This is a genomic window from Streptomyces sp. NPDC057287 (assembly GCF_042667905.1).
Taxonomy (GTDB): Bacteria; Actinomycetota; Actinomycetes; order Streptomycetales; family Streptomycetaceae; genus Streptomyces.
In genome coordinates, this window is sequence record NZ_JBHUYV010000008.1 from 271414 (window position 1) to 295126 (window position 23713).

General features: G+C 72.6%; 21 protein-coding genes, 1 tRNA gene and 1 riboswitch. Of the genes, 6 read left to right on the forward strand and 16 right to left on the reverse strand.

Translation table 11 applies throughout. The annotated features are described in order from the left end of the window. Window positions 1-374: 374 nt before the first annotated feature. On the reverse strand, window positions 375-1991 hold the full coding sequence (locus tag ACFUNE_RS18200; RefSeq protein ID WP_383568673.1) for an MDR family MFS transporter: 1617 nt from the start codon (window positions 1989-1991) through the stop codon (window positions 375-377). Between the two features lie 123 nt (window positions 1992-2114). After that, on the reverse strand, window positions 2115-2762 hold the full coding sequence (locus ACFUNE_RS18205; RefSeq protein ID WP_383568429.1) for a TetR/AcrR family transcriptional regulator: 648 nt from the start codon (window positions 2760-2762) through the stop codon (window positions 2115-2117). A gap of 369 nt (window positions 2763-3131) precedes the next feature. Here ACFUNE_RS18205 and ACFUNE_RS18210 point away from each other — a divergent pair, with 369 nt between their 5' ends. Continuing rightward, on the forward strand, window positions 3132-3923 hold the full coding sequence (locus ACFUNE_RS18210) for a hypothetical protein (protein ID WP_383568432.1): 792 nt from the start codon (window positions 3132-3134) through the stop codon (window positions 3921-3923). Between the two features lie 76 nt (window positions 3924-3999). On the opposite strand, the gene ACFUNE_RS18215 is transcribed toward ACFUNE_RS18210, so the two are convergent. The 4 genes from ACFUNE_RS18215 to ACFUNE_RS18230 form a co-directional block, all read right to left on the reverse strand. After that, window positions 4000-4087, reverse strand: a tRNA-Ser gene (locus ACFUNE_RS18215). 78 nt (window positions 4088-4165) lie between these two features. Further along, window positions 4166-4594: a tRNA adenosine(34) deaminase TadA gene (gene tadA, locus ACFUNE_RS18220; protein ID WP_383568677.1), complete on the reverse strand. Its 429-nt coding sequence runs from the start codon at window positions 4592-4594 to the stop codon at window positions 4166-4168. Window positions 4595-4675: 81 nt separating this feature from the next. Next, window positions 4676-5251, reverse strand: coding sequence for a hypothetical protein (locus tag ACFUNE_RS18225; protein WP_383568680.1), 576 nt, complete (start codon window positions 5249-5251; stop codon window positions 4676-4678). Window positions 5252-5469: 218 nt separating this feature from the next. Beyond that, entirely contained in the window at window positions 5470-5706 is a 237-nt protein-coding gene (locus tag ACFUNE_RS18230; protein WP_383568435.1) for a hypothetical protein, read from the reverse strand. 115 nt (window positions 5707-5821) lie between these two features. On the opposite strand from ACFUNE_RS18230, the gene upp reads away from it, so the two are divergent. Continuing rightward, window positions 5822-6457: a uracil phosphoribosyltransferase gene (gene upp, locus ACFUNE_RS18235; protein ID WP_383568437.1), complete on the forward strand. Its 636-nt coding sequence runs from the start codon at window positions 5822-5824 to the stop codon at window positions 6455-6457. A 54-nt stretch (window positions 6458-6511) separates the two neighbouring features. Here upp and ACFUNE_RS18240 read toward each other — a convergent pair whose 3' ends face one another. The 6 genes from ACFUNE_RS18240 to ACFUNE_RS18265 form a co-directional block, all read right to left on the reverse strand. Then, on the reverse strand, window positions 6512-7108 hold the full coding sequence (locus tag ACFUNE_RS18240) for a LytR C-terminal domain-containing protein (RefSeq protein WP_383568683.1): 597 nt from the start codon (window positions 7106-7108) through the stop codon (window positions 6512-6514). 141 nt (window positions 7109-7249) lie between these two features. Beyond that, the gene (locus tag ACFUNE_RS18245) at window positions 7250-7546 is read right to left on the reverse strand and encodes a type II toxin-antitoxin system VapB family antitoxin (RefSeq protein WP_014155093.1); all 297 of its coding nucleotides are present in this window, start codon (window positions 7544-7546) and stop codon (window positions 7250-7252) included. Between the two features lie 229 nt (window positions 7547-7775). Then, a complete protein-coding gene (locus tag ACFUNE_RS18250) occupies window positions 7776-9299 on the reverse strand; it encodes a M20/M25/M40 family metallo-hydrolase (RefSeq protein WP_383568440.1) in 1524 nt (507 codons plus the stop codon). Between the two features lie 221 nt (window positions 9300-9520). Further along, window positions 9521-10132 (reverse strand): HhH-GPD-type base excision DNA repair protein, encoded by a 612-nt coding sequence (locus tag ACFUNE_RS18255; protein ID WP_383568443.1) that lies wholly within the window; start codon window positions 10130-10132, stop codon window positions 9521-9523. Between the two features lie 67 nt (window positions 10133-10199). After that, window positions 10200-11456, reverse strand: a complete 1257-nt coding sequence (locus ACFUNE_RS18260) for an RNA polymerase sigma factor (protein WP_383568446.1) — start codon at window positions 11454-11456, stop codon at window positions 10200-10202. A 9-nt stretch (window positions 11457-11465) separates the two neighbouring features. Continuing rightward, window positions 11466-11891 carry a YciI family protein gene (locus tag ACFUNE_RS18265; RefSeq protein ID WP_383568449.1) on the reverse strand — a complete coding sequence of 142 codons (426 nt, stop codon included), beginning with the start codon at window positions 11889-11891 and terminating at the stop codon, window positions 11466-11468. A 183-nt stretch (window positions 11892-12074) separates the two neighbouring features. Between ACFUNE_RS18265 and cbiE the strand changes: the two genes are divergently transcribed. Both cbiE and cobM read left to right on the forward strand, forming a co-directional pair. Further along, window positions 12075-13400 carry a precorrin-6y C5,15-methyltransferase (decarboxylating) subunit CbiE gene (cbiE, locus tag ACFUNE_RS18270; RefSeq protein WP_383568452.1) on the forward strand — a complete coding sequence of 442 codons (1326 nt, stop codon included), beginning with the start codon at window positions 12075-12077 and terminating at the stop codon, window positions 13398-13400. Continuing rightward, window positions 13397-14146: a precorrin-4 C(11)-methyltransferase gene (gene cobM / locus ACFUNE_RS18275; RefSeq protein ID WP_383568455.1), complete on the forward strand. Its 750-nt coding sequence runs from the start codon at window positions 13397-13399 to the stop codon at window positions 14144-14146. The genes cbiE and cobM overlap by 4 nt, the downstream gene beginning before the upstream one ends. Before the next feature lie 67 nt (window positions 14147-14213). On the opposite strand, the gene ACFUNE_RS18280 is transcribed toward cobM, so the two are convergent. Next, on the reverse strand, window positions 14214-15332 hold the full coding sequence (locus ACFUNE_RS18280; RefSeq protein ID WP_383568458.1) for a cobalt-precorrin-5B (C(1))-methyltransferase: 1119 nt from the start codon (window positions 15330-15332) through the stop codon (window positions 14214-14216). A gap of 15 nt (window positions 15333-15347) precedes the next feature. On the opposite strand from ACFUNE_RS18280, the gene ACFUNE_RS18285 reads away from it, so the two are divergent. Further along, window positions 15348-16154 carry a cobalt-precorrin-6A reductase gene (locus tag ACFUNE_RS18285; protein ID WP_383568461.1) on the forward strand — a complete coding sequence of 269 codons (807 nt, stop codon included), beginning with the start codon at window positions 15348-15350 and terminating at the stop codon, window positions 16152-16154. 95 nt (window positions 16155-16249) lie between these two features. Here ACFUNE_RS18285 and cobJ read toward each other — a convergent pair whose 3' ends face one another. The 3 genes from cobJ to ACFUNE_RS18300 form a co-directional block, all read right to left on the reverse strand. Further along, window positions 16250-17773, reverse strand: coding sequence for a precorrin-3B C(17)-methyltransferase (gene cobJ, locus ACFUNE_RS18290; protein ID WP_383568464.1), 1524 nt, complete (start codon window positions 17771-17773; stop codon window positions 16250-16252). After that, window positions 17770-18396, reverse strand: coding sequence for a precorrin-8X methylmutase (locus ACFUNE_RS18295; protein WP_383568686.1), 627 nt, complete (start codon window positions 18394-18396; stop codon window positions 17770-17772). The genes cobJ and ACFUNE_RS18295 overlap by 4 nt, the downstream gene beginning before the upstream one ends. A gap of 62 nt (window positions 18397-18458) precedes the next feature. Then, a complete protein-coding gene (locus tag ACFUNE_RS18300; protein ID WP_383568467.1) occupies window positions 18459-19760 on the reverse strand; it encodes a cobalamin biosynthesis protein CobG in 1302 nt (433 codons plus the stop codon). Window positions 19761-19914: 154 nt separating this feature from the next. Beyond that, window positions 19915-19989: riboswitch (cobalamin riboswitch) on the forward strand. A gap of 92 nt (window positions 19990-20081) precedes the next feature. Between ACFUNE_RS18300 and cobN the strand changes: the two genes are divergently transcribed. Then, the gene (gene cobN, locus ACFUNE_RS18305; protein ID WP_383568470.1) at window positions 20082-23681 is read left to right on the forward strand and encodes a cobaltochelatase subunit CobN; all 3600 of its coding nucleotides are present in this window, start codon (window positions 20082-20084) and stop codon (window positions 23679-23681) included. Window positions 23682-23713: the final 32 nt, after the last annotated feature.

The following is a 23713-nucleotide window of genomic DNA, read 5'->3' on the forward strand; positions in this document are numbered from 1 at the left end:
TCTCCCCTTCGATCACCTGTGCAGTCGGGTGATTCTAGCCGCACGCATGGCCGTATTCGCTGGTCGTTTCCGATCACTCGAGCGGATTTCAGGGCCGAAAGGCCCGTCGATTCGGGCCCTTTGTCGGCGGCTGCGGCTTACGGCATGGAGGAGCATGGGAAGTGAGCCCGTCGCACCCACAGGAATGCGCGGGCCGAGGAACGGGACCTCCACGAGGTCCCCACCGCGTGACTTCCCCCCGACCGCGGCGAGGGCCTACGGTCCCCGTTCTCATCGGGGGAAGCGGCTTGTCCCCCCGATGCCGCTTCCCCCGACCTGACGTCCGAAGGGCCCGGCGCACCGCGCCGGGCCCTTCGTGTCGTGCTGTCCGCGGGTCAGTCCTTGTTCGGCCCGCCCGTGCCGGGGGCGGTGTCCCGGACCCCGTCGTCCGCACCGCTACGGGGAGCCGGCACGGTGACGGCGGTGACCACGGCGGCCTCCTCGGCGGCGAGGCGTTCCATGCCGCTCGTCGTCTTGAGGGGCTTCTCCTTGATGAAGAGCACCACGAGGAGTCCGAGGAAGGCGAACGGGGTGGCGATGAGGAAGAGGTCGCCGGTCGCCACGCCGTACGCGTGCTCGACGATGTCCCTCATCGGCTCGGGCAGCGTGGTCATGTCGGGCACGGCGCTGCCGTGCCCGCCGCCGGCCACGGGCATCCCGCTCTCCGCGAGGCCCTTGGCCATCTCACTGGCCACCCGGTTGGCGAGGATCGCGCCGAGCACACTGGTGCCGATGGTGCCGCCGAGGCTGCGGAAGAAGGACAGCACGGAGGTCGCGGCGCCCAGCTCGTGCGCGGGCACGTCGTTCTGCGCGGCGAGCACGAGGTTCTGCATCAGCATGCCGACGCCGATCCCCATGAAGGCCATGTAGACGCTGAGCAGGCCGAAGTGGGTGTCCGCGTCGATGGTCGAGAGCAGGCCGAGGCCGGCCGTCATGACGACGGAACCCGAGACGAGGTAGATCTTCCACTTGCCGGTCGCGGAGATGATCTGTCCGGCGACGGTCGAGGAGACCAGCAGACCGCCGATCAGCGGAAGGCTCATGAGCCCGGCGACGGTCGGGGACTTGCCCAGCGAGATCTGGAAGTACTGGGACAGGAACACGGTCCCGGCGAACATCGCGATCCCGACGAAGAAGCTCGCCAGGGTCGTGAGCGTGACCGTGCGGTTGCGGAAGATGTCCAGCGGGATGATCGGCTCCGCGGCCCTGGACTCGACGTAGACCGCCGCCGACAGCAGCACCACGCCGGCGGTCACCAGGACGGCCGTCTGCCAGGAGGCCCAGTCGAAGCTGTTGCCCGCGAGAGAGGTCCAGATCAGCAGCGCGCAGACGCCGGCCACGATCAGGAAGGCTCCCAGCCAGTCGATCCTGACCTGACGGCGCACGGTGGGCAGCTTCAGGGTGCGCTGGAGCAGCACGATCCCGGCCAGCGCGAACGGCACGCCGACGAAGAAGCACCAGCGCCAGCCGAGCCACGAGGTGTCCACGAGGACACCGCCGATCAGCGGCCCCGCCACCGTGCCCACGGCGAAGACCGCGCCGAAGATTCCGGCGTACTTGCCGAGGCGGCGCGGCGGGATGATCGCGGCCATCACGATCTGGGCCAGCGCGGTGAGGCCACCGGCGCCGATGCCCTGGATGACCCGGCTGATGATCAGGGTGACGACGTCCTGGGAGAAGCCGGCCACCAGGGAACCGACCACGAACAGGCCGAGTGACAGCTGGAGCAGCAGCTTCTGGTTGAACAGGTCGGCGAGCTTGCCCCAGAGCGGCACGGTGGCCGTCATGGCGAGCAGCTCCGAGGTCACGACCCAGGTGTACGAGGACTGGCTCGCGCCGAGGTCGGCGATGATCCGCGGCAGGGCGTTGGCGACGACGGTGCCCGCGAGGATGGCGACGAACATGCCCGCCATCAGGCCGGACATCGCCTGGAGTATCTGACGGTTGGACATGGAGGTGGGCGCCTGCTCGGGCGCCTCGGTAGCGGTCACTGTGTCCTTCTTCGGTACTGGAGCAGAACTCCGGAGCAGAACTCTGGGTCGGTGGTGTGCGGGGCGAGCCCGCCGCGGGCGGGGCTACTCGGTGGGCCGCGGGAGGCCCTGGGCCAGCTGGGCGAAGACCTCCTGGAACGCGTCCGCGAGTACGATCTCGCCGGCGCGCTCGCACCAGTGCTCGAGGGCGACCCGCAGGGCCGTCTGGGTGACGGCGGCGAGGAGCCGCGCGAAGAGGCGGGCGTCGGGGGCCCCTTCCCCGTCCGGCCGCGTGCCCTGGAGCCAGTCGGTGATGGCGACGGCGAGCGCCCGCTCGTCCGCGACGTGTGCCTGGAGGCCGCGGTGGATGAGGTGCGGTGACCGCTTGAGCACCTTGGACTGCAGGGCCCACAGCTCCTGGCGGCTCTCGAACCCGTCGAGCTCGGTGACGAGGGCGTCGCGCACGACGTCGAGCGGCGCCCGGTCGGCGGGAGCTCCGCGCACGGACTCCCTGATCCGCTCGCCCACCTCGTCGTCGATCAGGACGAAGGCGTCGTCGTGGCTGGGGAAGTAGTTGAAGAACGTTCTGGGCGAGACACCTGCGGCCTCGCTGATGGCCTCGACGGTGACGTGCTCGACGCCGTGCTCGGCGGCGAGCCGTACGGCCGCCTCCGCGATGGCTCTGCGCGTGGCCTGCTTCTTGCGCTCCCGCAGCCCGGGTGCGGATGTCCTCGTCTTCGGCACAATGTGCATGCTAGGCAAAGATGCACATCCTGCAAAATTATTTCATGGTGGTCCTGAGAGCGCGTTCACGGGCCGGGCCCGCTGCGGGAGCGGACGCCCTCACCCGCCCGGCGTCCTCGTGGCCCCCCGGACGGGGTCCGGCCGGTACCGGCCGGACGACCGCCTCCCGTCGGGCTTCCGGATCCGGGGCGCCGACGTCGCCGCCCCGGATTCGGTACGGAGAGTGAGGGTCCCCCGGGTTCATCCGTTGCGTGATGCCCGCGTGTGCCCCCATATGGTGATTGCGCCGTCACCGAGGGTCATGCCGTGGTGTGCGTCGCTACGGTCGGGCGCCCGTCGCATGCCGGGTGCCCCTCGACTACTCGGAAGGAAATGAGTGTGAGTACTCGCTCTCGCGTCACCCGGGGGAAGGCCCTCGCGGTCGCGGTACTGGCCGCGGTCGTCGCCTCGACGTTCTCCGGATCGGTGTCCGCCGTCGCGGACGGGAACGACGGGGACCCCGCGCGCCGCCCGGACCACTGGGGCGTGATCGCCCGCAACACGATCGGCTCCCCCGTGGCCGATCTGCGGAACGGCCCGTTCGGCTCGTTCGACGTCACGGGCCCCGCCGCCCGGCCGCCCTACGGACGGGGCAGCCTGGGCATCGCGGTGGCGGACGACTCCACCTCGCTGACCCCTCCCAGCGAGAAGGTGGACTTCGGCAACGAGGTCGACTTCTTCGGCGACCCGGTCCAGGGCCTGCGGGAGGTCGGGTTCCACGTCTTCCAGACCGGGGAGAACGTGTCCTACGGGGGCGACGAGAACATGCCGAACATCAGGTTCGAGATCGATCCGAACCTGAACGCGTCCAACGACCACTACTCCACACTGGTGTGGGTGCCGGACGCCTCTCCGGTGGTGAACGGCTGGAGCGGGTACATCGACGCCACCTCGACCGGCTACTGGTACCTCACGGGCAACGAGGTCCCCGCGTGCGCCCCGGCCGCCCGGTGCTCCCTCGCACAACTGCAGGAGCTGCTCGACGACGGCGGACCGCGCGCGACCGTCCTCACGGCCGCGGTGGGCAAGGGCCGCGACCACATGTGGATCGGCGCCGTCGACGGCCTCCGCATCAATCAGGACGTCTACGACTTCGAGCTCCACGGCGTCAGGACGCTCCGGGCCGGCTGACGCGGCCCACCGGGCACCGGGCCGGAACGCAGTGAAGGGACCGACCCCCAAGAGGGTCGGTCCCTTCGTTCACCAGCGGTAGCGGTGGGATTTGAACCCACGGTGACGGGTTACGCCACACTCGCTTTCGAGGCGAGCTCCTTCGGCCGCTCGGACACGCTACCGAGAGAGAGCTTAGACCATGCCGGGCCTGGTTCGAAATCCGATTCCCGGCGCCGGGCCGGTGTGTCCGCCGGCAGGCCTCAGCGCTCCCGGAAGAACGTGGTCAGCAGGTCCGCGCAGGCCTCCTCCAGGACACCGTGGATCACCTCGGGGCGGTGGTTGAGCCTGCGGTCGCGTACGACGTCCCAGAGCGAACCCGCGGCGCCGGCCTTCTCGTCCCGTGCCCCGTAGACCACCCGGCCGATCCGGGACTGGACGAGGGCGCCCGCGCACATCGTGCAGGGCTCCAGGGTGACCACGAGCGTGCAGCCGGTCAGCCGCCAGGAGCCGAGGACGGCGGCGGCACGGCGCAGGGCCAGCACCTCGGCGTGCGCCGTGGGGTCGCCGGTGGCCTCGCGCTCGTTGTGGCCGGTGGACAGCAGCGCGCCGTCCGGGCCCAGGACGACGGCGCCGACCGGCACATCGCCGGCCGACGCCGCCTGCGCGGCCTCGTCCAGGGCTTGGCGCATGGATGCCTGCCACGGGTCCCGTACGGGATCGGCGGGAGGCGGTGAGGAGGGTGTGGGTGGTGGGGCGTTCACCCGCGGACCCTAACGGACGGCCTCCAGGACCTCGGCCGCTCCCAGCGCGTCCGCGATCTCGGCCAGTGCGTCGGTGCGCAGGGTCAGCAGGTCCTTCTCGGACAGTCCGAGGTCGGCGAGGACCCCGAGATCGCCCAGCGGCCCCGCCGGTACGGCGTCGGGGTCGTCATCCAGGTCGGGTTCGGTGACAGCGGCGCCGGCCCGGCCGTCGGCGCTGTCCTGGGTCTCGTCCGGCTCGCCGTCCTCCGTACCGTCGAGGTCGACTAGCTCCTCGAGTGCGGCGATCTCGTCCTCGGCCCCCGGTTCGCGGCCGAGCAGTTCATCGGTGAGCAGGATCTCCCCGTACGAGGAGCGGGCGGCGGCGGACGCGTCCGAGATGTAGATACGGGGGTCCTCCTCACCGTCCACCCGGAGGATGCCGAACCAGGCGTCCTCCTGCTCGATGTAGACGAGGACCGTGTCCTCGTCCACCGAGGCCTCACGGGCCAGATCCGTCAGGTCGGACAGGGTTTCCACATCGTCGAGCTCAGTATCGCTCGCTTCCCACCCGTCTTCGGTGCGCGCGAGCAGTGCGGCGAAGTACACCGTGACTCTCCCACTGGTCATAGGTGAATCGGTCCGACGGGAGGGCAGACGGTCATCCGGCTGCTCTGGGCCCCGCCCAATCGGCATCGTGGCAGAAACGAGCGCGATGCGAGACCTCTTCGACCGTTGCGTCGGCCATCAGTTCCTGGAGCGGGTGACGGCTGACACTGTTCACCCGCGTCCCGCCGGCGCTGCCGAGTGGTCTCCGTCGGACGCCCTCACCAGCGGAACGTACGCATCCGCATCTGTTGGCGCATACGGGCCGCGCGGGCCCGGCGCGGCTGAACCCGGTCGCGCAGCTGCTTCGCCTCGTGGAGCTCACGGAGGAACTGCGCCCTGCGCCTCCGGCGTGCCGCGTCACTCTCCTGCGCGTCCGGCACCTTCTCCTGAGCGTCGGGCAGGTCGCGCGCGTCGCGTCCGCCCTGCCGCTGATCCCGCTGCTCCCCGTCGCGCAATCGACACACCACCCCAAGCCCGGGTCCGTATGCCCCCACCTTCCCCCCGAACAGGTGCTTGATGCCAGTGCGGACCGGCGGAAAGCCCCTCCTGGGCCCGGTTACTGTTGACGGCATGCGGATCCACGTCGTCGACCACCCGCTGGTCGCGCACAAACTCACCACGCTGCGCGACAAGCGCACCGACTCCCCGACCTTCCGGCGGCTCGCCGACGAACTGGTCACCCTCCTCGCGTACGAGGCCACCAGGGATGTGCGGACCGAGCAGGTCGACATCGAGACCCCGGTGACGCCCACGACCGGCGTGAAGCTGTCGTACCCGCGCCCCCTGGTCGTCCCGATCCTGCGCGCCGGTCTCGGCATGCTGGACGGCATGGTGCGCCTGCTCCCGACCGCCGAGGTCGGCTTCCTGGGCATGATCCGCAACGAGGAGACTCTCCAGGCGGAGACGTACGCGACGCGGATGCCCGAGGACCTCTCCGGCCGTCAGGTCTATGTCCTGGACCCGATGCTGGCCACCGGCGGCACGCTCGTCGCGGCCATCCGGGAGCTGATCAAGCGCGGAGCGGACGATGTCACCGCGGTCGTGCTGCTGGCGGCGCCCGAGGGCGTCGAGGTGATGGAGCGCGAGCTGGCGGGATCGCCGGTCACGGTGGTCACCGCCTCGGTCGACGAGCGGCTCAACGAGAACGGCTACATCGTGCCGGGGCTCGGCGACGCCGGCGACCGCATGTACGGCACGGTCGACTGACCGGACGGCTCCGGCCCTCCCGGCCCGGACGCCCGTCGGGCCGGCCCCGCCGCCTCAGCAGGAGGACGGAGCAGGGGCCGGCTTCGTCAGTGCGGTGAGCGCCGACGCGGCGGCCGCGGGCGTGCTGAACGCCTTGAACTTCGTACCGATGATCAGATCGACGTCCGCGGTCCTGCGGGCGTCGGTCTTCTGTGCGGCCCCCGGCAGCTGCGTGGCGAGCACCGGGAACGAGCCGTTCATGGCCGTCGGGCCGCCGAGCAGCATCCCGGTGCCGGGGACCTTCTTGTCGTAGGCGGCCGGTGCGTTGTCCACCTTGCCGATGGCGAAGCCGCGCTTCTTGAGCTCGTCCGCCGCGGCCTTGGCCAGCCCGCTGCGGGGCGTCGCGTTGTAGATGTTGACCTTGATGGCGGCCGGCTTGGGGAGCACCTTCGCGGGCGTCGAGGCGCTCGGGGAGGGGCAGGCTTTGGGGCGGTCGGCGGCGCTGGCCTGCTTGTCGCCGCCGGTGAAGACGTCGATGAGCTGCAGCGTGCCCCAACCGGCCAGGCCGAGGGCCACCACGGCGGCGGCTGCCGAAAGGACCAGCTTGCGGCGATGACGGGGGCGGCGCATGCGGGGGAAGGTGTTACCCGTGATGCGGTACTTTCCGCCCATGCCGGGAGGGGTCAGCATGCTCATGGGCGAAGCGTAGTGCGACCTGGTGATGATGCCTACTAAACGATCAACCTATGGCACCCGAACGAGCATAAAAGCACTCGAAAGGCCCGAAATGCTCCACGGGTGGGTGTGGCGCGTTCAGCCCATCTCGAGCACACGTGCGTGCAGCACCTGGCGCTGCTGCAGTGCGGCGCGCACGGCGCGGTGCAGTCCGTCCTCGAGGTAGAGATCGCCCTGCCACTTCACGACGTGGGCGAAGAGGTCGCCGTAGAACGTGGAGTCCTCGGCGAGCAGGGTTTCGAGATCCAGCTGGCCCTTGGTGGTCACGAGCTGGTCGAGGCGGACCGGGCGCGGCGCGACATCCGCCCACTGGCGGGTGCTTTCCCGGCCGTGGTCTGGATATGGCCGCCCATTTCCGATGCGCTTGAAGATCACACGGAAAGCCTACCGGGCAAGGGCCTCCGGGCGCAGCCACGGAACAGGACCGGACTGCCGTTCAAACAGGTATGAAACGTCCCAAAACGTCGCACTGTCTGTCATGTGTGCGGAGCAGGTTCGTGGGGGCGCCCGGGTGGACGCGCGACGGCCCGACGGTGGCGGCCCGGTGAAGCCCGGGTGCGTCGCACTCCGCGGGCGGGGAGCCGGCCCGCGGAGTGCGGACGCGCTACTCGGTGACGCCGTGCGCGTGGCCCTCGCGCAGCCCGCCGCTGCTCCGGGCGTCGCCGGAGGCCGACGCGGCCGGCACCGGGCGGCTCAGGGAGCTCAGGTCGTGTGCGTAGGTGCCCACGGCGTGGGCGATCACGTCGATGTTGGTGTCGAAGTGCTTCATGTCGATGTTGTCGAGGTCGTCGCAGGCGGCGTGGTAGCAGGGGTCGTACGCGATGCCGGCCTTTCCGCCGTACGTCCTGGCCTGCTCGGCCGTCTTGATGCCCTCGGCGCCGGTGTCGGTGCCTCCGGACGGGATGCCGACCTCGATGAACGGGCCGTAGTCGGAGCGCCCCGTGAAGTCCGTGCCGGTGTGCGGCTTGTCCTCGCTGTCCAGGAACGCGCTGATGTCACGCTCCAGTTGGGCGGATCCCTCGGGGCCGGGGCCCGCTCCGGCGCCGTCGGAGTCGTCGCCGTCGAAGACGAACTGCACACCGTTCGGGGAGGCGATCATGTCGAAGTTGAGGTAGAGCGCGATCTTCCCGCGCTCCGCCGCGGAGAGCTTCGCGACGTACGCCTCCGAGCCCAGCAGGCCGTTCTCCTCCGCGGACCACCAGGCGAACCGCACCTTGTTGGCGGGAGCCCGGTGGGTCCTGGCCAGCTCCAGGGCGACTTCGAGGAGTCCGGCCGAGCCGGAGGCGTTGTCGTTGATGCCGGGGCCGTCGGTGACCGAGTCGAGGTGCGCGCCGAGCATGACCGTCCTGCTCGCGTTCCCGCCGGGCGTCTCGGCCACGACGTTGCGGGTGGTGCGCTCCTCCTGGAACTCGCGGATCTCGAAGGAGACCTTCACCTCGCCCGCCGCGAGGTCCGCGACGAGCTTCTCGCCCTCGTCCCGGGTGAGTCCGCCGGTGGGGATCTTTCCCGCCGCGGCATCGCCGAGGGTCCCGGAGAGGACCCCCTCGGTGTTGTTGTAGATCACCGCTCCCGCAGCGCCCGCCACCGCGGCCGCCGCCTGCTTCTCCGCGAAGGAGCAGCCGCCCCTTCTGATCAGGGCGATCCTGCCGGTGTACGCGGCCGAGGCGTAGTCCGCCGCCTCGCAGCCGGTGGTGTCGTCGGTGGGGACGGCGACGAGAGCGGCGGTGATGCCGCCCTCCTCGGTGGAGGTGGTGTACGTCATCGCCCGGATCGAGATGTCCCGGGGCGTGGGGGAGACCACGGCGAGCTTCTCGGCGAGGGTCTCGGTGTAGATGAACTCGAACGTCTGGTAGCCGACCCGGTATCCGGCCTTCCGGAGCAGCCGGTGGACGTAGGCGGCGGAGGCGTCGTGACCGGGAGATCCGGCCGCGCGGTGCCCGTCCGCCGAGTCGGCTATGGCCTGGAACCGCTCCAGGTGCCGGTGGGCGCCCTTGGCGGAGGAACTCTCGACCAGCTGCCGGGAGAGCCTGGCGGCGTCCCTGGCCGGGTCCCGCGCGGTGTGTCCGTGGTCCGGCGACGCGGCGAGGAGGAGAGGTGCGGCCAGGGCGGTGGCGGCCACGACTGCCATGGCTCTGCGACGTTGTGCGTGCACAGGAGTCCTTCCGGTGTGAACGGATGTGGGGGGAAGCTAGCGAGCCGGCCGCTGTCTGTGAACAGGTGTGGCCGTTCCTGATCAGGTGCGTGGCCGGTTCCGTACCGGTGCGGGCGCGGGACAGGCGCCGTCGCCGGTCGGCGCCCGGTCTCTCCTGTACGGGCGGGCCGTTCCCCGCCGGGCCGGCCGCCCCCCGCTCACGTGGACCCGCCCGCCGCTCTGGCCGCCGCCTTCGCCTGCTGCTTGAACGCCCGCACCTCGGCGAGCGAATCGGGGCCGGTGATGTCGGCCACCGACCGGTGCGAGCCCTGTTCGCCGTACGCCCCGGCGGCCTCCCGCCAGCCGGTCGGACGTACGTCGAACTGCTTGCCCAGCAGGGCCAGGAAGATCTGCGCCTTCTGGGTCCCGAATCCCGGCAGTGCGTTGAGCCGTTTCAGCAGCTCGGCCCCGGTGGCGGCATCGGCCCAGACCGCTTCGGCCCGCCCGTCGTACTCCGCCACCAGGAACTGGCAGAGCTGCTGCACCCGCTTGGCCATGGAGCCCGGATACCGGTGCAGGGCGGGTTTTCCGGTGAACAGGCCGGTGAAGGCCTCGGGGTCGTACGCGGCGATCTCCCGGGCGTCCAGATCGTCCGACCCCATGCGCTGCGCCAGTGTGAGCGGGCCGGTGAACGCCCATTCCATCGGTACCTGCTGGTCCAGCAGCATGCCGACGAGGGCGGCCAGCGGACTGCGGGCCAGCAGGGCGTCCGCGTCTGGCTCCTGGGCGATCCGCACGGTGCGGGCCTTGCCGTTGTCGCTGTTGGTCATGTATTCGATGATCGCGAGGGAGACCGGGATCGGCGACTCGGTACACCGCCGCGGCCGCGGCGCCCGCCTACCCGGGGCTTGCGCCGTCCGGCGGCGGCAGCCGTGCCGCCCGCATCCGCAGATAGCGGGCCTCGGGTGCGCTGAGCGTGTGGCCCGCCGCCCGCCGATAGGCGGCGCGCGCCGCCTCGCGGTCCCCGGCCCTCTCCAGCAGGTGGGCCCGCACCGCGTCCAGCCGGTGGTGTCCCGCCAGCCGGTCCTCCAGGGCCGCGACGGCGGTCAGCCCGGCCCGCGGGCCCTGCACCATGGCGAGGGCCACCGCCCTGCCCAGCTCCGCCATCGGCTCCGGGGTCCTGTGCACGAGGAGGTCGTACAGGGCCAGGATCTGGGGCCAGTCGGTGTCCTCGGCACGGGCCGCCTCGTCGTGGAGCGCGGCAATCGCGGCCTGCAGCTGATACGCCCCCGCCGGGCCTTCGGACAGCGCCTCCTCCACCAGGGCCGTGCCCTCGTCGATCGCCGCCCGGTCCCAGCGGGTGCGGTCCTGCTCGTCGAGCGGGATCAGCTCGCCGTGCGGTCCGGTGCGCGCCTCGCTGCGGGCCTCGGTGAGCACCATCAGGGCCAGCAGCCCGGTCACCCGCCCGTCCCGGGGCAGCAGCGTGCGGACGGCGCGGGTCAGCCGGATCGCCTCCCGGGCCAGGTCGGCGCGGTGCAGATCGCTGCCGGACGTCGCGGTGTACCCCTCGTTGAAGATCAGGTAGAGCACCTGGAGCACGGCGGTGAGCCGCTGGTCGCGGTCGGCGGGACCGGGCTGCCGGAACGGCACGCCCCGTACCTTCTGCTTGGCCCGGCTGATCCTCTGTGCCATCGTCGCCTCGGGCACCAGATGGGCCCGCGCGATCTCCGCCGTCGTCAGCCCGCCGACGGCGCGCAAGGTCAGCGCGACCTGGGCGGCGGGCGGGAGCCCGGGGTGGCAGCAGAGGAAGAGCAGGGTGAGGGTGTCGTCGGCGGACGGGGCCCGGCTCTCCCCGGGCGGCGGGGCGGTGAAGGCGTCGCGGGGGGTGAGCGCGGCGGCCCTCGCCTCACGCCGCTGCCGTGCGGAGTCGCTGCGCAGCTGGTCGGTCAGCCGCCTGGACGCGGTCCTGATGAGCCAGCCGCGCGGATTGCCGGGCACCCCGTCGGCCGGCCACTGCCGGTACGCCGCGAGCGTCGCCTCCTGCACGGCGTCCTCCGCCGTGTCGAAGTGTCCGTAACGGCGGACGAGCGCGCCGAGGACCTGCGGCGCGTGGTGGCGCAGCAGGTCCTCGACGCCTGTCTCCCTACGGTTCACCTGCGCCCCTCATCCGGAGGTCGTGAGCTCGCCACCGTCGTCCATGATCGGCCGGATCACCACCGGGTGGACGGGTGCTCCCTCGGGCTGCGGACACAGCGCGACGCGCGCGGCGATCTCGGTGACCCTCTCCAGGCTCTCGCAGTCGAGCACCCAGTACCCGGCGAGCTGCTCCTTGGTCTCCCCGTACGGTCCGTCCGTGACCACGGGACGACCGTCGTCGCCGGGCAGCACACAGCGGGTCCTGGCCGGTTCGGCCAGTCCGTTGCCGTCGACCATCTCGCCGGACTCCGCCAGATCGTTGTTGATCCCTTCCATGAAGGCGAACATCGCCTTCATGTCCTTCTCGCTCCAGGCCGGGCTCTCCGCCGACGGCTTCCCCGACATGGCCTCGTAGTCGGCCTGCGAGCCCTGAATCATGACCAGGTACTTCATGGTGTCGCTCCTCCGTCTCCGGTCGCCGCCCCCTGCGAGCGGCTTTCACAGGGGACGTCGGAGCCACCGGCCGGTTCTCGACACCACGCGGGAGATTCCTCGGAATCACTCCGCCGCGCGGGCCCGGAAACGCTCCCCGTAGAGTTCGGCTGCGTCGTCCCAACCAACCCCGAGGTACCGGCCGTGACCCCCGCATCACCCCTGCCCGCCGTCCCGGCGGCCCCGTCCGCCGTGAGCGTCGTGGGGATCGGTGCCGACGGCTGGGCGGGCCTCCCCGGGACCGCGCGGGCGGTGCTCCTGGACGCCGAGATCCTGATCGGCGGTGAGCGTCAGCTCGGTCTGCTCCCGCCGGAATGCGCCGGCCGGCGCGTGCCATGGCCCTCGCCGCTGCGGCCGGCCGTGCGCGGTCTGCTCGCCGCGCACGCGGGGAGCAGGACCGCCGTGCTGGCCAGCGGCGATCCCATGTTCTACGGCATCGGGCGGGCCCTCACCGAGGAGCTGGGCGCCGGTGCGCTGCACGTCGTGCCGCACCCTTCCTCGGTGTCGTACGCCTGCGCCCGGCTCGGTTGGCCGATGGAGGACACCGAGACCGTCACCCTCGTCGGACGGCCCACCGCCCGGCTGGCCGCCGCGCTGCACGACGGGCGCGGACTGCTGGTGCTCTCCGCGGACGCGGCCACACCCGCCGCGGTGGCCGCCCTGCTCCGTGAGCACGGCTTCGGGCCCAGCCGGATGCGGGTGCTCGAACAGCTCGGCTCCACGGCCGAGGACTGCCTGGACGGCACCGCCGACACCTGGGAGCACCCGCCCGGGGACCCGCTCAACGTCATCGCGGTGGACTGCCGGAGCGCCCCGGACGCCCTGCGCCTCGGAGCCGTGCCGGGGCTTCCCGACGAGGCCTACGAGCACGACGGACAGCTCACCAAGCGCCATGTGCGGGCGGCCACGCTCGGCGTGCTCGCTCCCTCGCCCGGTGAGCTCCTGTGGGACGTCGGCGGAGGCTCCGGATCGATCGCCGCGGAGTGGATGCGCACCCATCCGTCCTGCCGCGCCGTGACCGTGGAACGCGATCCGGCACGGGCGGGGCGCATCGCCCGCAACGCGGACCGGCTCGGCGTACCCGGGCTGCGCGTGGTCACCGGCCGCGCACCGGACGCCCTGGCCGGACTGCCCGCGCCCGACGCGGTGTTCATCGGCGGCGGGCTGACCGCAGCCGGACTGCTCGACACCTGCTGGGACGCACTGCCCCCGGGCGGCCGGCTGGTGGCCAACACGGTGACGCTGGAGTCGGAGGCGCTCCTCGCCGAGTGGTACCGACGGCTCGGGGGAGACCTCGTCCGCCTCGCGGTATCCCACGCCGTGCCCGTCGGCGGGTTCACCGGCTGGCGTCAGGCCATGCCCGTCACCCAGTGGTCCGTACGGAAGCCCTCGCACGCTCCGGAACCTCCGCACGCTCCGGAACCCTCGCCCGTTGCAGACCCCTCGCACGCTCCAGGAGACGACAGATGACCGTGTACTTCATCGGCGCGGGCCCCGGCGCCGCCGACCTGATCACGGTGCGCGGCGCCCGGCTGCTCGCCGCCAGCCCGGTCTGTCTGTACGCGGGCAGCCTCGTGCCGCGCGAGCTGCTGGCCGAATGCCCGCCGGACGCCCGGCTGGTGGACACGGCCCTGCTCGACATCGACCAGATCACCGCCGAGCTGGTGGGCGCCCACGAGGCGGGCCACGACGTGGCCAGGCTGCACTCCGGCGACCCGTCGGTCTTCAGCGCGGTGAACGAGCAGATGCGGCGGCTCGACGAGGCCGGCGTGCCGTACGAGGTGGTGCCGGGAGTACCCGCTTTCGCCGCGGCCGCCGCGGCGCTCAAGCGGGAGCTGACGGTGCCCACGGTCGGCCAGACCGTGATCCTCACCCGGATCGCCCAGCGCGCCACGGCCATGCCCGAGGGAGAGGACCTGGCCACGCTGGGCCGTAGCGGTGCGCTGATCGTGCTGCACCTCGCGGCGCGGTACGTGGACCGCGTGGTCGACGAGCTGCGGCCGCACTACGGGGCGGACTGCCCCGCCGCCGTGGTCGCCATGGCCTCGCGCCCGGACGAGATCGTCCTGCGCGGCACGCTGGACTCCATCGCTGAGCAGGTGAAGGAGGCGGGGGTGATCCGGACCGCGGTGATCATGGTCGGCCGGACGCTGGGCGCGGAGCAGTTCCGTGACAGCCACCTGTACTCCCCGGCGCGGGACCGCCACACCTGCTGACCGGCGGGGCGGCTTCCGTCCCGTCTCCGCTCCGGACCTCACCGCGGCGTGGCCGGGGCCCCGCCGCTCATCGCGCCTCGCTGCGCCCCACCACGGCTCCCGCCCGGTCGATGCAGATCACATCCACCGTCACCGGCGCTCCCCGCAGGACCGACAGGGCCTGGTCCCGGGCCGCCACCGCCACCAGGTCGCCCAGCGGCACGCCGGCCGCCGTGCACAACTGCAGTGCCGCGAGGCCGGTGTTGGCGACCTCGATCTCCGCCGCCAGCGCCTCGTCGGCGCCGCCCTGCCGTGCCAGCCGGGCCAGGAACGGCTTGTCGACCTGGGAGCGGCCCGAGTGCAGGTCCAGATGTCCGGCGGCGAGCTTGGACAGCTTGGCGAAGCCTCCGCAGATCGTCAGCCGCTCCACCGGATGCCGGCGTACGTACTTCAGCACGGCACCCGCGAAGTCCCCCATGTCCAGCAGGGCGATCTCCGGCAGCGCGTACTCGGCCACCACCGTCTTCTCCGAGGTCGAGCCCGTGCACCCCGCGACATGCCGGTGCCCGGCCGCGAGCGCCACGTCCACCCCGCGGCGGATCGAGTCGATCCAGGCCGAGCAGGAGTACGGCACCACGATGCCCGTCGTGCCCAGGATCGAGATGCCGCCCAGGATGCCCAGCCGGATGTTCCACGTGAAACGTGCGATCTCCTCGCCGTCGTCGACCGAGACCGTGATCTCGACGTCGCCGGTGCCGCCGTTCTCCGCCGCCACCCGCTCGACGTGGTCCCGCATCATCTGGCGCGGGACGGGGTTGATCGCGGGCTCCCCGACATCGAGGGGCAGACCGGGGAGAGTCACGGTCCCCACGCCCGGTCCCGCCCGGAACACCACACCGGACCCCGGCGGCAGAAGCCGTACCGTCGACCGCACCAGCGCGCCGTGCGTGACGTCCGGGTCGTCGCCCGCGTCCTTGACCACGCCGGCCGTGGCCCGCCCGTCGCCGAGTTCCTCCACCGCGAGCGCGAAGGCAGGGGTCTGCCCCCTGGGCAGGGTGATGGTCACCGGATCGGGGAACTCGCCGGTCAGCAGGGCCGTGTACGCCGCCGTGGTCGCCGCTGTCGCGCACGCCCCGGTCGTCCATCCCGGCCGCAGACCGGTGTGCTTGAGTTGGGCGGTGCGCCCGCCCTGCGCCTCACTGCTCATGGATGGACCGATCCGATGTCCTTGCACGTACTCCTCCTCGGCGGCACGACGGAGGCCCGCCGGCTCGCGGAGTCCCTGGTGGCCGTGGACGGGATCAGGGTCACCAGCTCACTCGCCGGCCGTGTCGCCCGGCCGAGGCTGCCGCCCGGGGAGGTGCGTGTCGGGGGCTTCGGCGGAGCCGAGGGCATGGCCGAGTGGCTCCGCGCACACCGTGTGGATGCGGTCATCGACGCCACCCATCCCTTCGCAGAAACGATCAGTTTCAACGCGGCTTCGGCCGCCGCCGCTGTCCATGTTCCCCTGCTCGCTCTCCGGCGGCCCGGCTGGGTGCCCGTCGAGGGGGACCGCTGGCACGCCGCCGACTCCCTCGCGGGCGCGGCGGAACTGCTGCCGGCACTGGGGTCGCGCGTCTTCCTCACCACGGGACGTATGGGACTGGCGGCGTTCGCCGCGCTGGACGAGCTGTGGTTCCTGATGCGCTCGGTGGACGCTCCCGAGCCTCCGTATCCGGCGCGGACCGAGGTCCTGCTGGACCGGGGTCCGTTCACCCTGGAGGGCGAACGGGAGCTGGTCCGGCGTCATGGGATCGACGTCCTCGTCACGAAGGACAGCGGCGGTGACGCGACGGCACCCAAGCTCACCGCCGCGCGCGAGGCCGGAATCCCGGTGGTGGTGGTCGGGCGCCCGCCGGTGCCGGCGGGCGTGCCGGTGGCCGGTACCCCGGAGGAGGCCCTCGCCCTGCTGCGGGACCTGCGGGACCTGCGGGGCCTGCGGGGCCTGTCGGATCCGGGAGACCTGCGGGACCTGGGGGATCGCGGCTGACTGCCGGAGCCGGTCTCGGCTATCGGACACGGGACGGCGCGTCGGTCACCGCGCAGGCCGGGCGGCGCTCGCTCGGTGCGGCGCCGCCCGTCCTGTCAGGCCTCGGGGTAGCGGCGCGGTGTCCAGACGATCTGCCGCCCGTCGCCCCGGTGCACCCACCGGGTCTGTGAGGACCCGACGATGAGGATCGTCCGCATGTCGACCTCCATCGGGTCCAGATCGGCCAGCCGTACGGTCCGCACACTCTCCGCCGGTCCTCCGACGTCCCGGCCGAGTACGACGGGCGTGTCCGGGGAGCGGTGTTCCAGCAGCAGGTCACGGGCCTTGCCGACCTGCCAGGTCCGGCTCCGGGAACCGGGGTTGTACAGGGCCATCACCAGGTCGGCCGCCGCCGCCGCGCGTAGCCGCCCGGCGATGACCTCCCACGGCTTGAGCCGGTCCGACAGGGAGATGGTGGCGTAGTCGTGGCCCAGCGGCGCACCGGCGCGGGCCGCGGCGGCATTGGCCGCGGTCACCCCGGGAAGCACCCGCACCGGGATGTCCGTGTACGTGTCCTGGGAGGCCACCTCCAGCACGGCCGTCGCCATCGCGAAGACCCCGGGGTCGCCGCCCGAGACCACGACCACGCGGCGCCCACGACGAGCGAGGTCGAGGGCGAACTCGGCGCGCTCCGACTCGACCTTGTTGTCGGAGCCGTGACGCTGCTGACCGGGCCTGACCGGCACCCTGTCCAGATACGTCGTGTAGCCGACCACGTCGTCGGCGGCGGCCAGCGCCCCCCGTGTCTCGGGCGTCAGCCACAGCGGTCCCGCCGGCCCGGTCCCCACCACGACGACCTCGCCGGAACCGGGGGCCCGCTCGGGGCGGGGCGCGTCGATCCGGCTGGGCAGCACGGCGACCGCGAAGTACGGGACGGAGTCCGGGTCGGTGTCCGCCAGGTCACCGGTGCGCTCCCCGGCCATGGTGGCCCGCTCGACGTACCGGGCCTCGGGCAGCCGTCCCGACGCCTCGAACGCCCGGCGCACGGCGGGGAAGGTCCGGCCCAGCTTCATCACCACGGCTGAGTCCGTGGCCGCCAGACGTGCCGTCAGCTCCTCCTCGGGCAGGGTGCCCGGCAGGATCGTCAGCACCTCCTCGGCCTCCACGAGCGGGGTGCCGAGGCGGGCCGCGGCGGCGCTGACCGATGTGACGCCGGGGATGACCTCGGTGTCGTAGCGGTCCGCGAGCCGCTTGTGCATGTGCTGGTAGGAGCCGTAGAAGAGCGGGTCGCCCTCGGCGAGCACCGCGACGGTGCGCCCTGCGTCGAGGTGCACCGCGAGGCGGGCCGCGGCCTCGGCGTAGAACTCGTCCAGCGCGCCCCGGTAGCCGCCGGGGTGGTCCGTGGACTCCGTCGTGACGGGGTAGACCAGCGCCTCCTCGATGTGGTCGGCGCGGATGTACTGCGCCGCGATCGAGCGGGCGATGGAGCGGCCGTGCCGCGCCGAGTGGTAGGCCACGACGTCGGCCTCACCGATGATCTGCACGGCACGCACGGTCATCAGCGCCGGGTCACCCGGGCCGAGCCCGACCCCGTACAGCCGTCCGGCGCCTTCCGTCCGCTGCTGCTCGGGCACGCTCACTCCTCCTCGCTGGCGATGGCGTTGACGGCGGCGGCCGCGATGGCGCTACCGCCGCGCCTGCCCCGTACGACGAGGTGCTCAAGCCCGGACGGGTGGGCGGCCAGCGCCTCCTTGGACTCGGCGGCCCCGATGAAGCCGACCGGCACACCGATGACGGCGGCGGGGCGCGGTGCGCCCTCCTCGATCATCTCCAGCAGCCTGAAGAGGGCGGTGGGCGCGTTGCCCACGGCGACGACCGCGCCCTCCATCCGGTCCCGCCACAGCTCCAGGGCGGCGGCGCTGCGGGTGGTGCCGAGCTTCGCGGCCAGCTCGGGCACGGAGGGGTCGGACAGGGTGCAGATCACGTCGTTGCCCGCGGGCAGCCGCTTGCGGGTGACCCCGCTGGCGACCATCGCCACGTCGCACAGGATCGGGGCACCGGAGCGCAGGGCGGCGCGGGCGTCGGCCACCGCGTTCGGGGAGAAGGCGAGATCGCGTACGAGGTCGACCATGCCGCAGGCGTGGATCATGCGGACGGCCACCTGGCTCACATCGGCGGGCAGCCCTGCCAGATCCGCCTCCGCGCGGATGGTGGCGAAGGACTGGCGGTAGATCGCCGGTCCGTCCTTCTCGTACTGGTGCACAGTGCTGTCGCTTTCTTCATCGAACAGGTCGAATTGGTCGAACAGGGGGTGATACATGCTGGTCAGGGGTGTGTGCCCCGGGCCGACGCCACGGCGGCGGCGAGCGCGGCCGGGTCGTCCCGGACCGTCACCGCCTCCGTCGTCCGGTCCCCCCGCACACGGGAGATCCGGTGTCCGCCGGAGGTGGCGACCACGTCGATCCACTCCCCGTGCGGATGGCCGCACCGGCGTTCGCACCCGGACCAGTACACAGGGAGCCGTCCGGCCGGTCCCACGGCGGCCCCCGCCTCGGCCCGCACGTCGGCCAGCGACTTCGCGCAGCCGGGCTGTCCGATGCAGGCCCCCACACCGGCCCACGGGGAGCCGGGACCGGTGATCAGTCCGGCTGCGGAGAGCTCGGCGAGAAGGCCGGCCGCACGGTCGGGCGCGATCCCGGTGACGACGGCTCCGCGCCACGGGGTGAGCCGCAGCCCACCGGCTCCGGACAACAGCCGCCATTGCTCCTGGGCCAGCCGCCCCAGCGGTACGCCGACGGACAGTGCGGCCTCGCGACGGCCGCCCGGGACGGGGCCGTGCGCCGGGGGCAGCGCTTCGAGGGGGCGCGGGTGCCGGTCCGGGGCGACGGGGATGCCGGCCTCGCGCAGCCGCCGCATGGCCTCGGCGGGCAGCGCCGCCGCCGCGTCACCCGGCAGGTCCTTCACCCGCCACGCGCCGGTGTCCCGTGCCGAGTCCAGAAAGGCCTCGGCGGCGATCAGCGCGGCCCGGGGGGCTTCGCCGGCGGGTACCCGGAGGACGGCGTCGCCGTCCCCGACGCGCAGCCGGCCGCTGCCGTCACCGAGGCCCAGGAGGGTGAGGTCGGCGCCGAGGGCGTCCACGTCACCGCGGCCGTCGTCGAGCGCGAACAGAAAGCGTCCGGAGAGCTCCGTCGCACGGTCGCTCCCGCAGAGGAGCCGGTCCAGTCGGGTCAGCCACGGTCCGACGTCGGCGGCACCGAGACGGTCGAGCCCGGAGAGCGGGGAGGCGACCACGTTCCGTACCCGTTCATGGTGTTCGGAGGGCAGCAGCCCGGCCCGGTCCAGCAGCCCGGCCAGTTCCGCTCCGCAGTCCGGGGCGAGCCCGCGCAGCTGCACGTTTCCGCGGGAGGTGAGATGCAGCTCACCGTCACCGAAGTGCCCGGCAGCGTGTCCGAGGGCCTCGGCCTGAGGGGGTGTCAGCACCCCGCCGGGTATGCGGATCCGCGCCAGCGCACCGTCGTCCGCCCGGTGCAGGCGCAGTGCGCCGGGGCACGCGTCCCCGCCGCTCCGGGCGCACGCATCGCCCGGAGGACGGGGCGTAAGGGGGGAGGCCGACATGGCGGCGAGCATACCGACCGTGACCGTGGCGGACCCCTGCGGTCACTGTGACCTACGGGACACCCCCCACGGCCGGGGCGGGGGCCGTCTGGTCAGGACCCCCCACCCCCCGCCTACTATGCCTAGCGGCGGTCCGTTCGGTCCGCCATCGCCAGACGGCGACACGGAGGAAGCCCGGTGAGAATCCGGCGCGGTCCCGCCACTGTGAGCCCGGCCCATCGGCCGGACGAGTCAGGAACTCCATTCCCCAAGCTCTCGGCTTCGCTCGAGCAGGGGAGACCCCAATCCGACACTGCCCGGGGCGTGGACACCCCGAGGAAGGCCTGACGCCGCATGATCCTGCTCCTGTCGACGTCCGACACCGACCTGCTCAGCGCCCGTGCCTCCGGCGGCCCGGTCGGCTTCCGCTACGCGAATCCGTCCCGCCTCTCCGTCGAGGACCTGCCGCGGCTCCTGGAGGGCGCGGACCTCGTCGTCGTACGCCTCCTCGGTGGTGTCCGCGCCTGGCAGGAAGGGCTCGACCAGGTGCTGGCCACCGGCCGCCCGGTCGTCGTCCTCACCGGTGAACAGGCCCCCGACGCCCAGCTGATGGCCGCGTCGACCGTGCCCATCGGCATCGCGGCGGAGGCGCACGCCTACCTCGCGCACGGCGGCCCCGCCAACCTGGAGCAGCTGGCCCGCTTCCTCTCCGACACCGTGCTGCTCACCGGCCACGGCTTCGAGCCGCCCGCCCCGGCCCCCGCGTGGGGCCCGCTGGAGCGGACCGCCCGTGACGTCGCCGGCCCGACGGTCGCGGTGCTCTACTACCGCGCCCACCACATGAGCGGGAACACCGACTTCGTCGAGGCGCTCTGCAGGGCCGTGGAGGACGCCGGTGCGCGCCCCCTCCCGCTGTACGTCGCCTCGCTCCGCACGCCCGAGCCCGAGCTCATCGACGAGCTCCGGGCCGCCGACGCCATCGTCACCACCGTGCTCGCCGCGGGCGGCACCAAGCCGGCCACCGCGTCCGCGGGCGGCGACGACGAGTCCTGGGACGCCGGCGCCCTCACCGGTCTCGACGTCCCGGTCCTCCAGGCGCTCTGCCTCACCAGCCCCCGCGCGGCCTGGGAGGAGAACGACGAGGGTGTCTCCCCGCTGGACGCGGCCACGCAGATCGCCGTCCCCGAGTTCGACGGCCGCCTGATCACCGTGCCGTTCTCCTTCAAGGAGATCGACGAGGACGGCCTGCCCGCGTACGTCGCCGACCCCGAGCGCGCCGCCCGGGTCGCCGGGATCGCCGTACGGCACGCCAGGCTGCGCCACATCCCGGCCGCCGAGAAGCGGATAGCGCTCGTCCTGTCCGCCTACCCGACCAAGCACTCCCGGATCGGCAACGCGGTCGGCCTCGACACGCCCGCCAGCGCCGTCGCCCTGCTGCGCAGGCTCCGGGCGGAGGGCTACGACTTCGGGCCCGAGGAGGAGATCCCGGGCCTGGTCTCGGGCGACGGCGACGAGCTGATCTACGCGCTGATCGAGGCCGGTGGCCACGACCAGGAGTGGCTCACCGAGGAGCAGCTGGCCCGCAACCCCGTCCGCATCCCCGCCGCCGACTACCGCCGCTGGTTCGCCACGCTGCCCGCCGAACTCCGCGCGTCCGTCGAGGAGCACTGGGGCCCGGCCCCCGGCGAGATGTTCGTCGACCGGTCCCGCAACCCCGAGGGCGACATCGTGCTCGCCGCCCTGCGCCGCGGGAACCTGCTGATCCTCATCCAGCCGCCGCGCGGCTTCGGCGAGAATCCGATCGCGATCTACCACGACCCCGACCTGCCGCCCTCGCACCACTACCTCGCCGCGTACCGCTGGATCGCCGCGTCCGCCGACGACAACGGCTTCGGCGCCGACGCGATGATCCACCTCGGCAAGCACGGCAACCTGGAGTGGCTGCCCGGCAAGAACGCCGGCCTCTCAGCCGCCTGCGGTCCCGACGCGGCGCTCGGCGACCTGCCGCTGGTCTATCCGTTCCTGGTCAACGACCCGGGCGAGGGCACCCAGGCCAAGCGCCGCGTGCACGCCACCCTCGTCGACCACCTGGTGCCGCCGATGGCCCGCGCCGACAGTTACGGCGACATCGCCCGGCTCGAACAACTCCTGGACGAGCACGCCCAGATCGCCGCGATGGACCCGGCCAAGCTGCCGGCCGTCCGCGCCCAGATCTGGACCCTCATCCAGGCCGCGAAGCTCGACCACGACCTGGGCCTGGAGAACCGGCCCGAGGACGAGGGCTTCGACGAATTCATCATGCATCTCGACGGCTGGCTCTGTGAGATCAAGGACGTCCAGATCCGCGACGGTCTGCACGTCCTCGGCAGCGCCCCGGCAGGCAAGAACCGCGTCAACCTCGTCCTCGCCGTCCTGCGCGCCCGCCAGATCTGGGGCGGCACGGCCTCGCTGCCCGGCCTGCGCGAGGCGCTCGGCCTCGACGAGTCGGCCGCCACCCGTACCGCCGCCGACGAGACCGAGGAGAAGGCCCGCGCGCTCGTCCAGGCGATGGACGACGCCGACTGGGACCCGGACGCCGTCGCCGGAGTGGCCGCGGGGCACCCTCAGGCCGTCGCCGACATCCTCGACTTCGCCGCCCGCGAGGTCGTGCCCCGCCTCGCCGCGACCACCGACGAGCTCGACCACGCGGTCCACGCGCTGAACGGCGGCTTCGTCCCCGCCGGACCGTCCGGATCCCCGCTCCGCGGCCTGGTCAACGTCCTGCCGACCGGCCGCAACTTCTACTCGGTCGACCCGAAGGCCGTCCCCTCCCGCCTCGCCTGGGAGACCGGTCAGGCCCTCGCCGACTCGCTCCTGGAGCGCTACCGCGCCGACAACGGCGAGTGGCCCACCTCCGTCGGCCTGTCCCTGTGGGGCACCAGCGCCATGCGCACCGCCGGCGACGACATCGCGGAGGCGTTCGCCCTGCTCGGTGTCCGTCCCGTCTGGGACGACGCCTCCCGCCGGGTCACCGGCCTGGAGCCGATCCCGTACGAGGAGCTGGGCCGGCCCCGCATCGACGTCACGCTGCGCATTTCCGGCTTCTTCCGCGACGCGTTCCCGCACACCATCGGCCTGCTCGACGACGCGGTGCGCCTGGCGGCCTCCCTCGACGAGCCCGCCGAGCAGAACTTCGTACGCGCCCACACGCAGGCCGACCTCGCCGAACACGGCGACGAGCGGCGCGCCACCACCCGGATCTTCGGCTCCCGTCCCGGTACGTACGGCGCCGGGCTGCTCCAGCTGATCGACTCCCGCGACTGGCGCACCGACGCCGACCTCGCCGAGGTGTACACGGTGTGGGGTGGCTACGCCTACGGCCGTGAGCTGGACGGACGCCCGGCGCGGGACGAGATGGAGACCGCGTACAAGCGGATCGCGGTGGCGGCGAAGAACACCGACACCCGTGAGCACGACATCGCGGACTCGGACGACTACTTCCAGTACCACGGCGGCATGGTCGCGACCGTACGCGCGCTGAAGGGCACCGCCCCCGAGGCGTACATCGGCGACTCGACCCGCCCCGAGACGGTCCGCACCCGCACGCTGGTCGAGGAGACGTCCCGGGTCTTCCGCGCCCGTGTGGTCAACCCGAAGTGGATCGAGGCGATGCGCCGCCACGGGTACAAGGGCGCCTTCGAGCTCGCCGCGACGGTCGACTACCTGTTCGGGTACGACGCGACGACCGGTGTCGTCGCGGACTGGATGTACGACAAGCTCACCGAGACGTACGTCCTCGACCCGACGAACCGCGAATTCCTCCAGCAGGCGAATCCCTGGGCACTCCACGGCATCGCGGAGCGACTCCTGGAGGCGGAGTCCCGGGGCATGTGGGCCAAGCCCGACCCGGCGGTGCTCGAGGCGCTGCGCCAGGTGTTCCTGGAGACCGAGGGCGACCTGGAGGGCGAGGACTGAGCCGCGCACCGGCCGGGGAGCCCTCCGGCCGG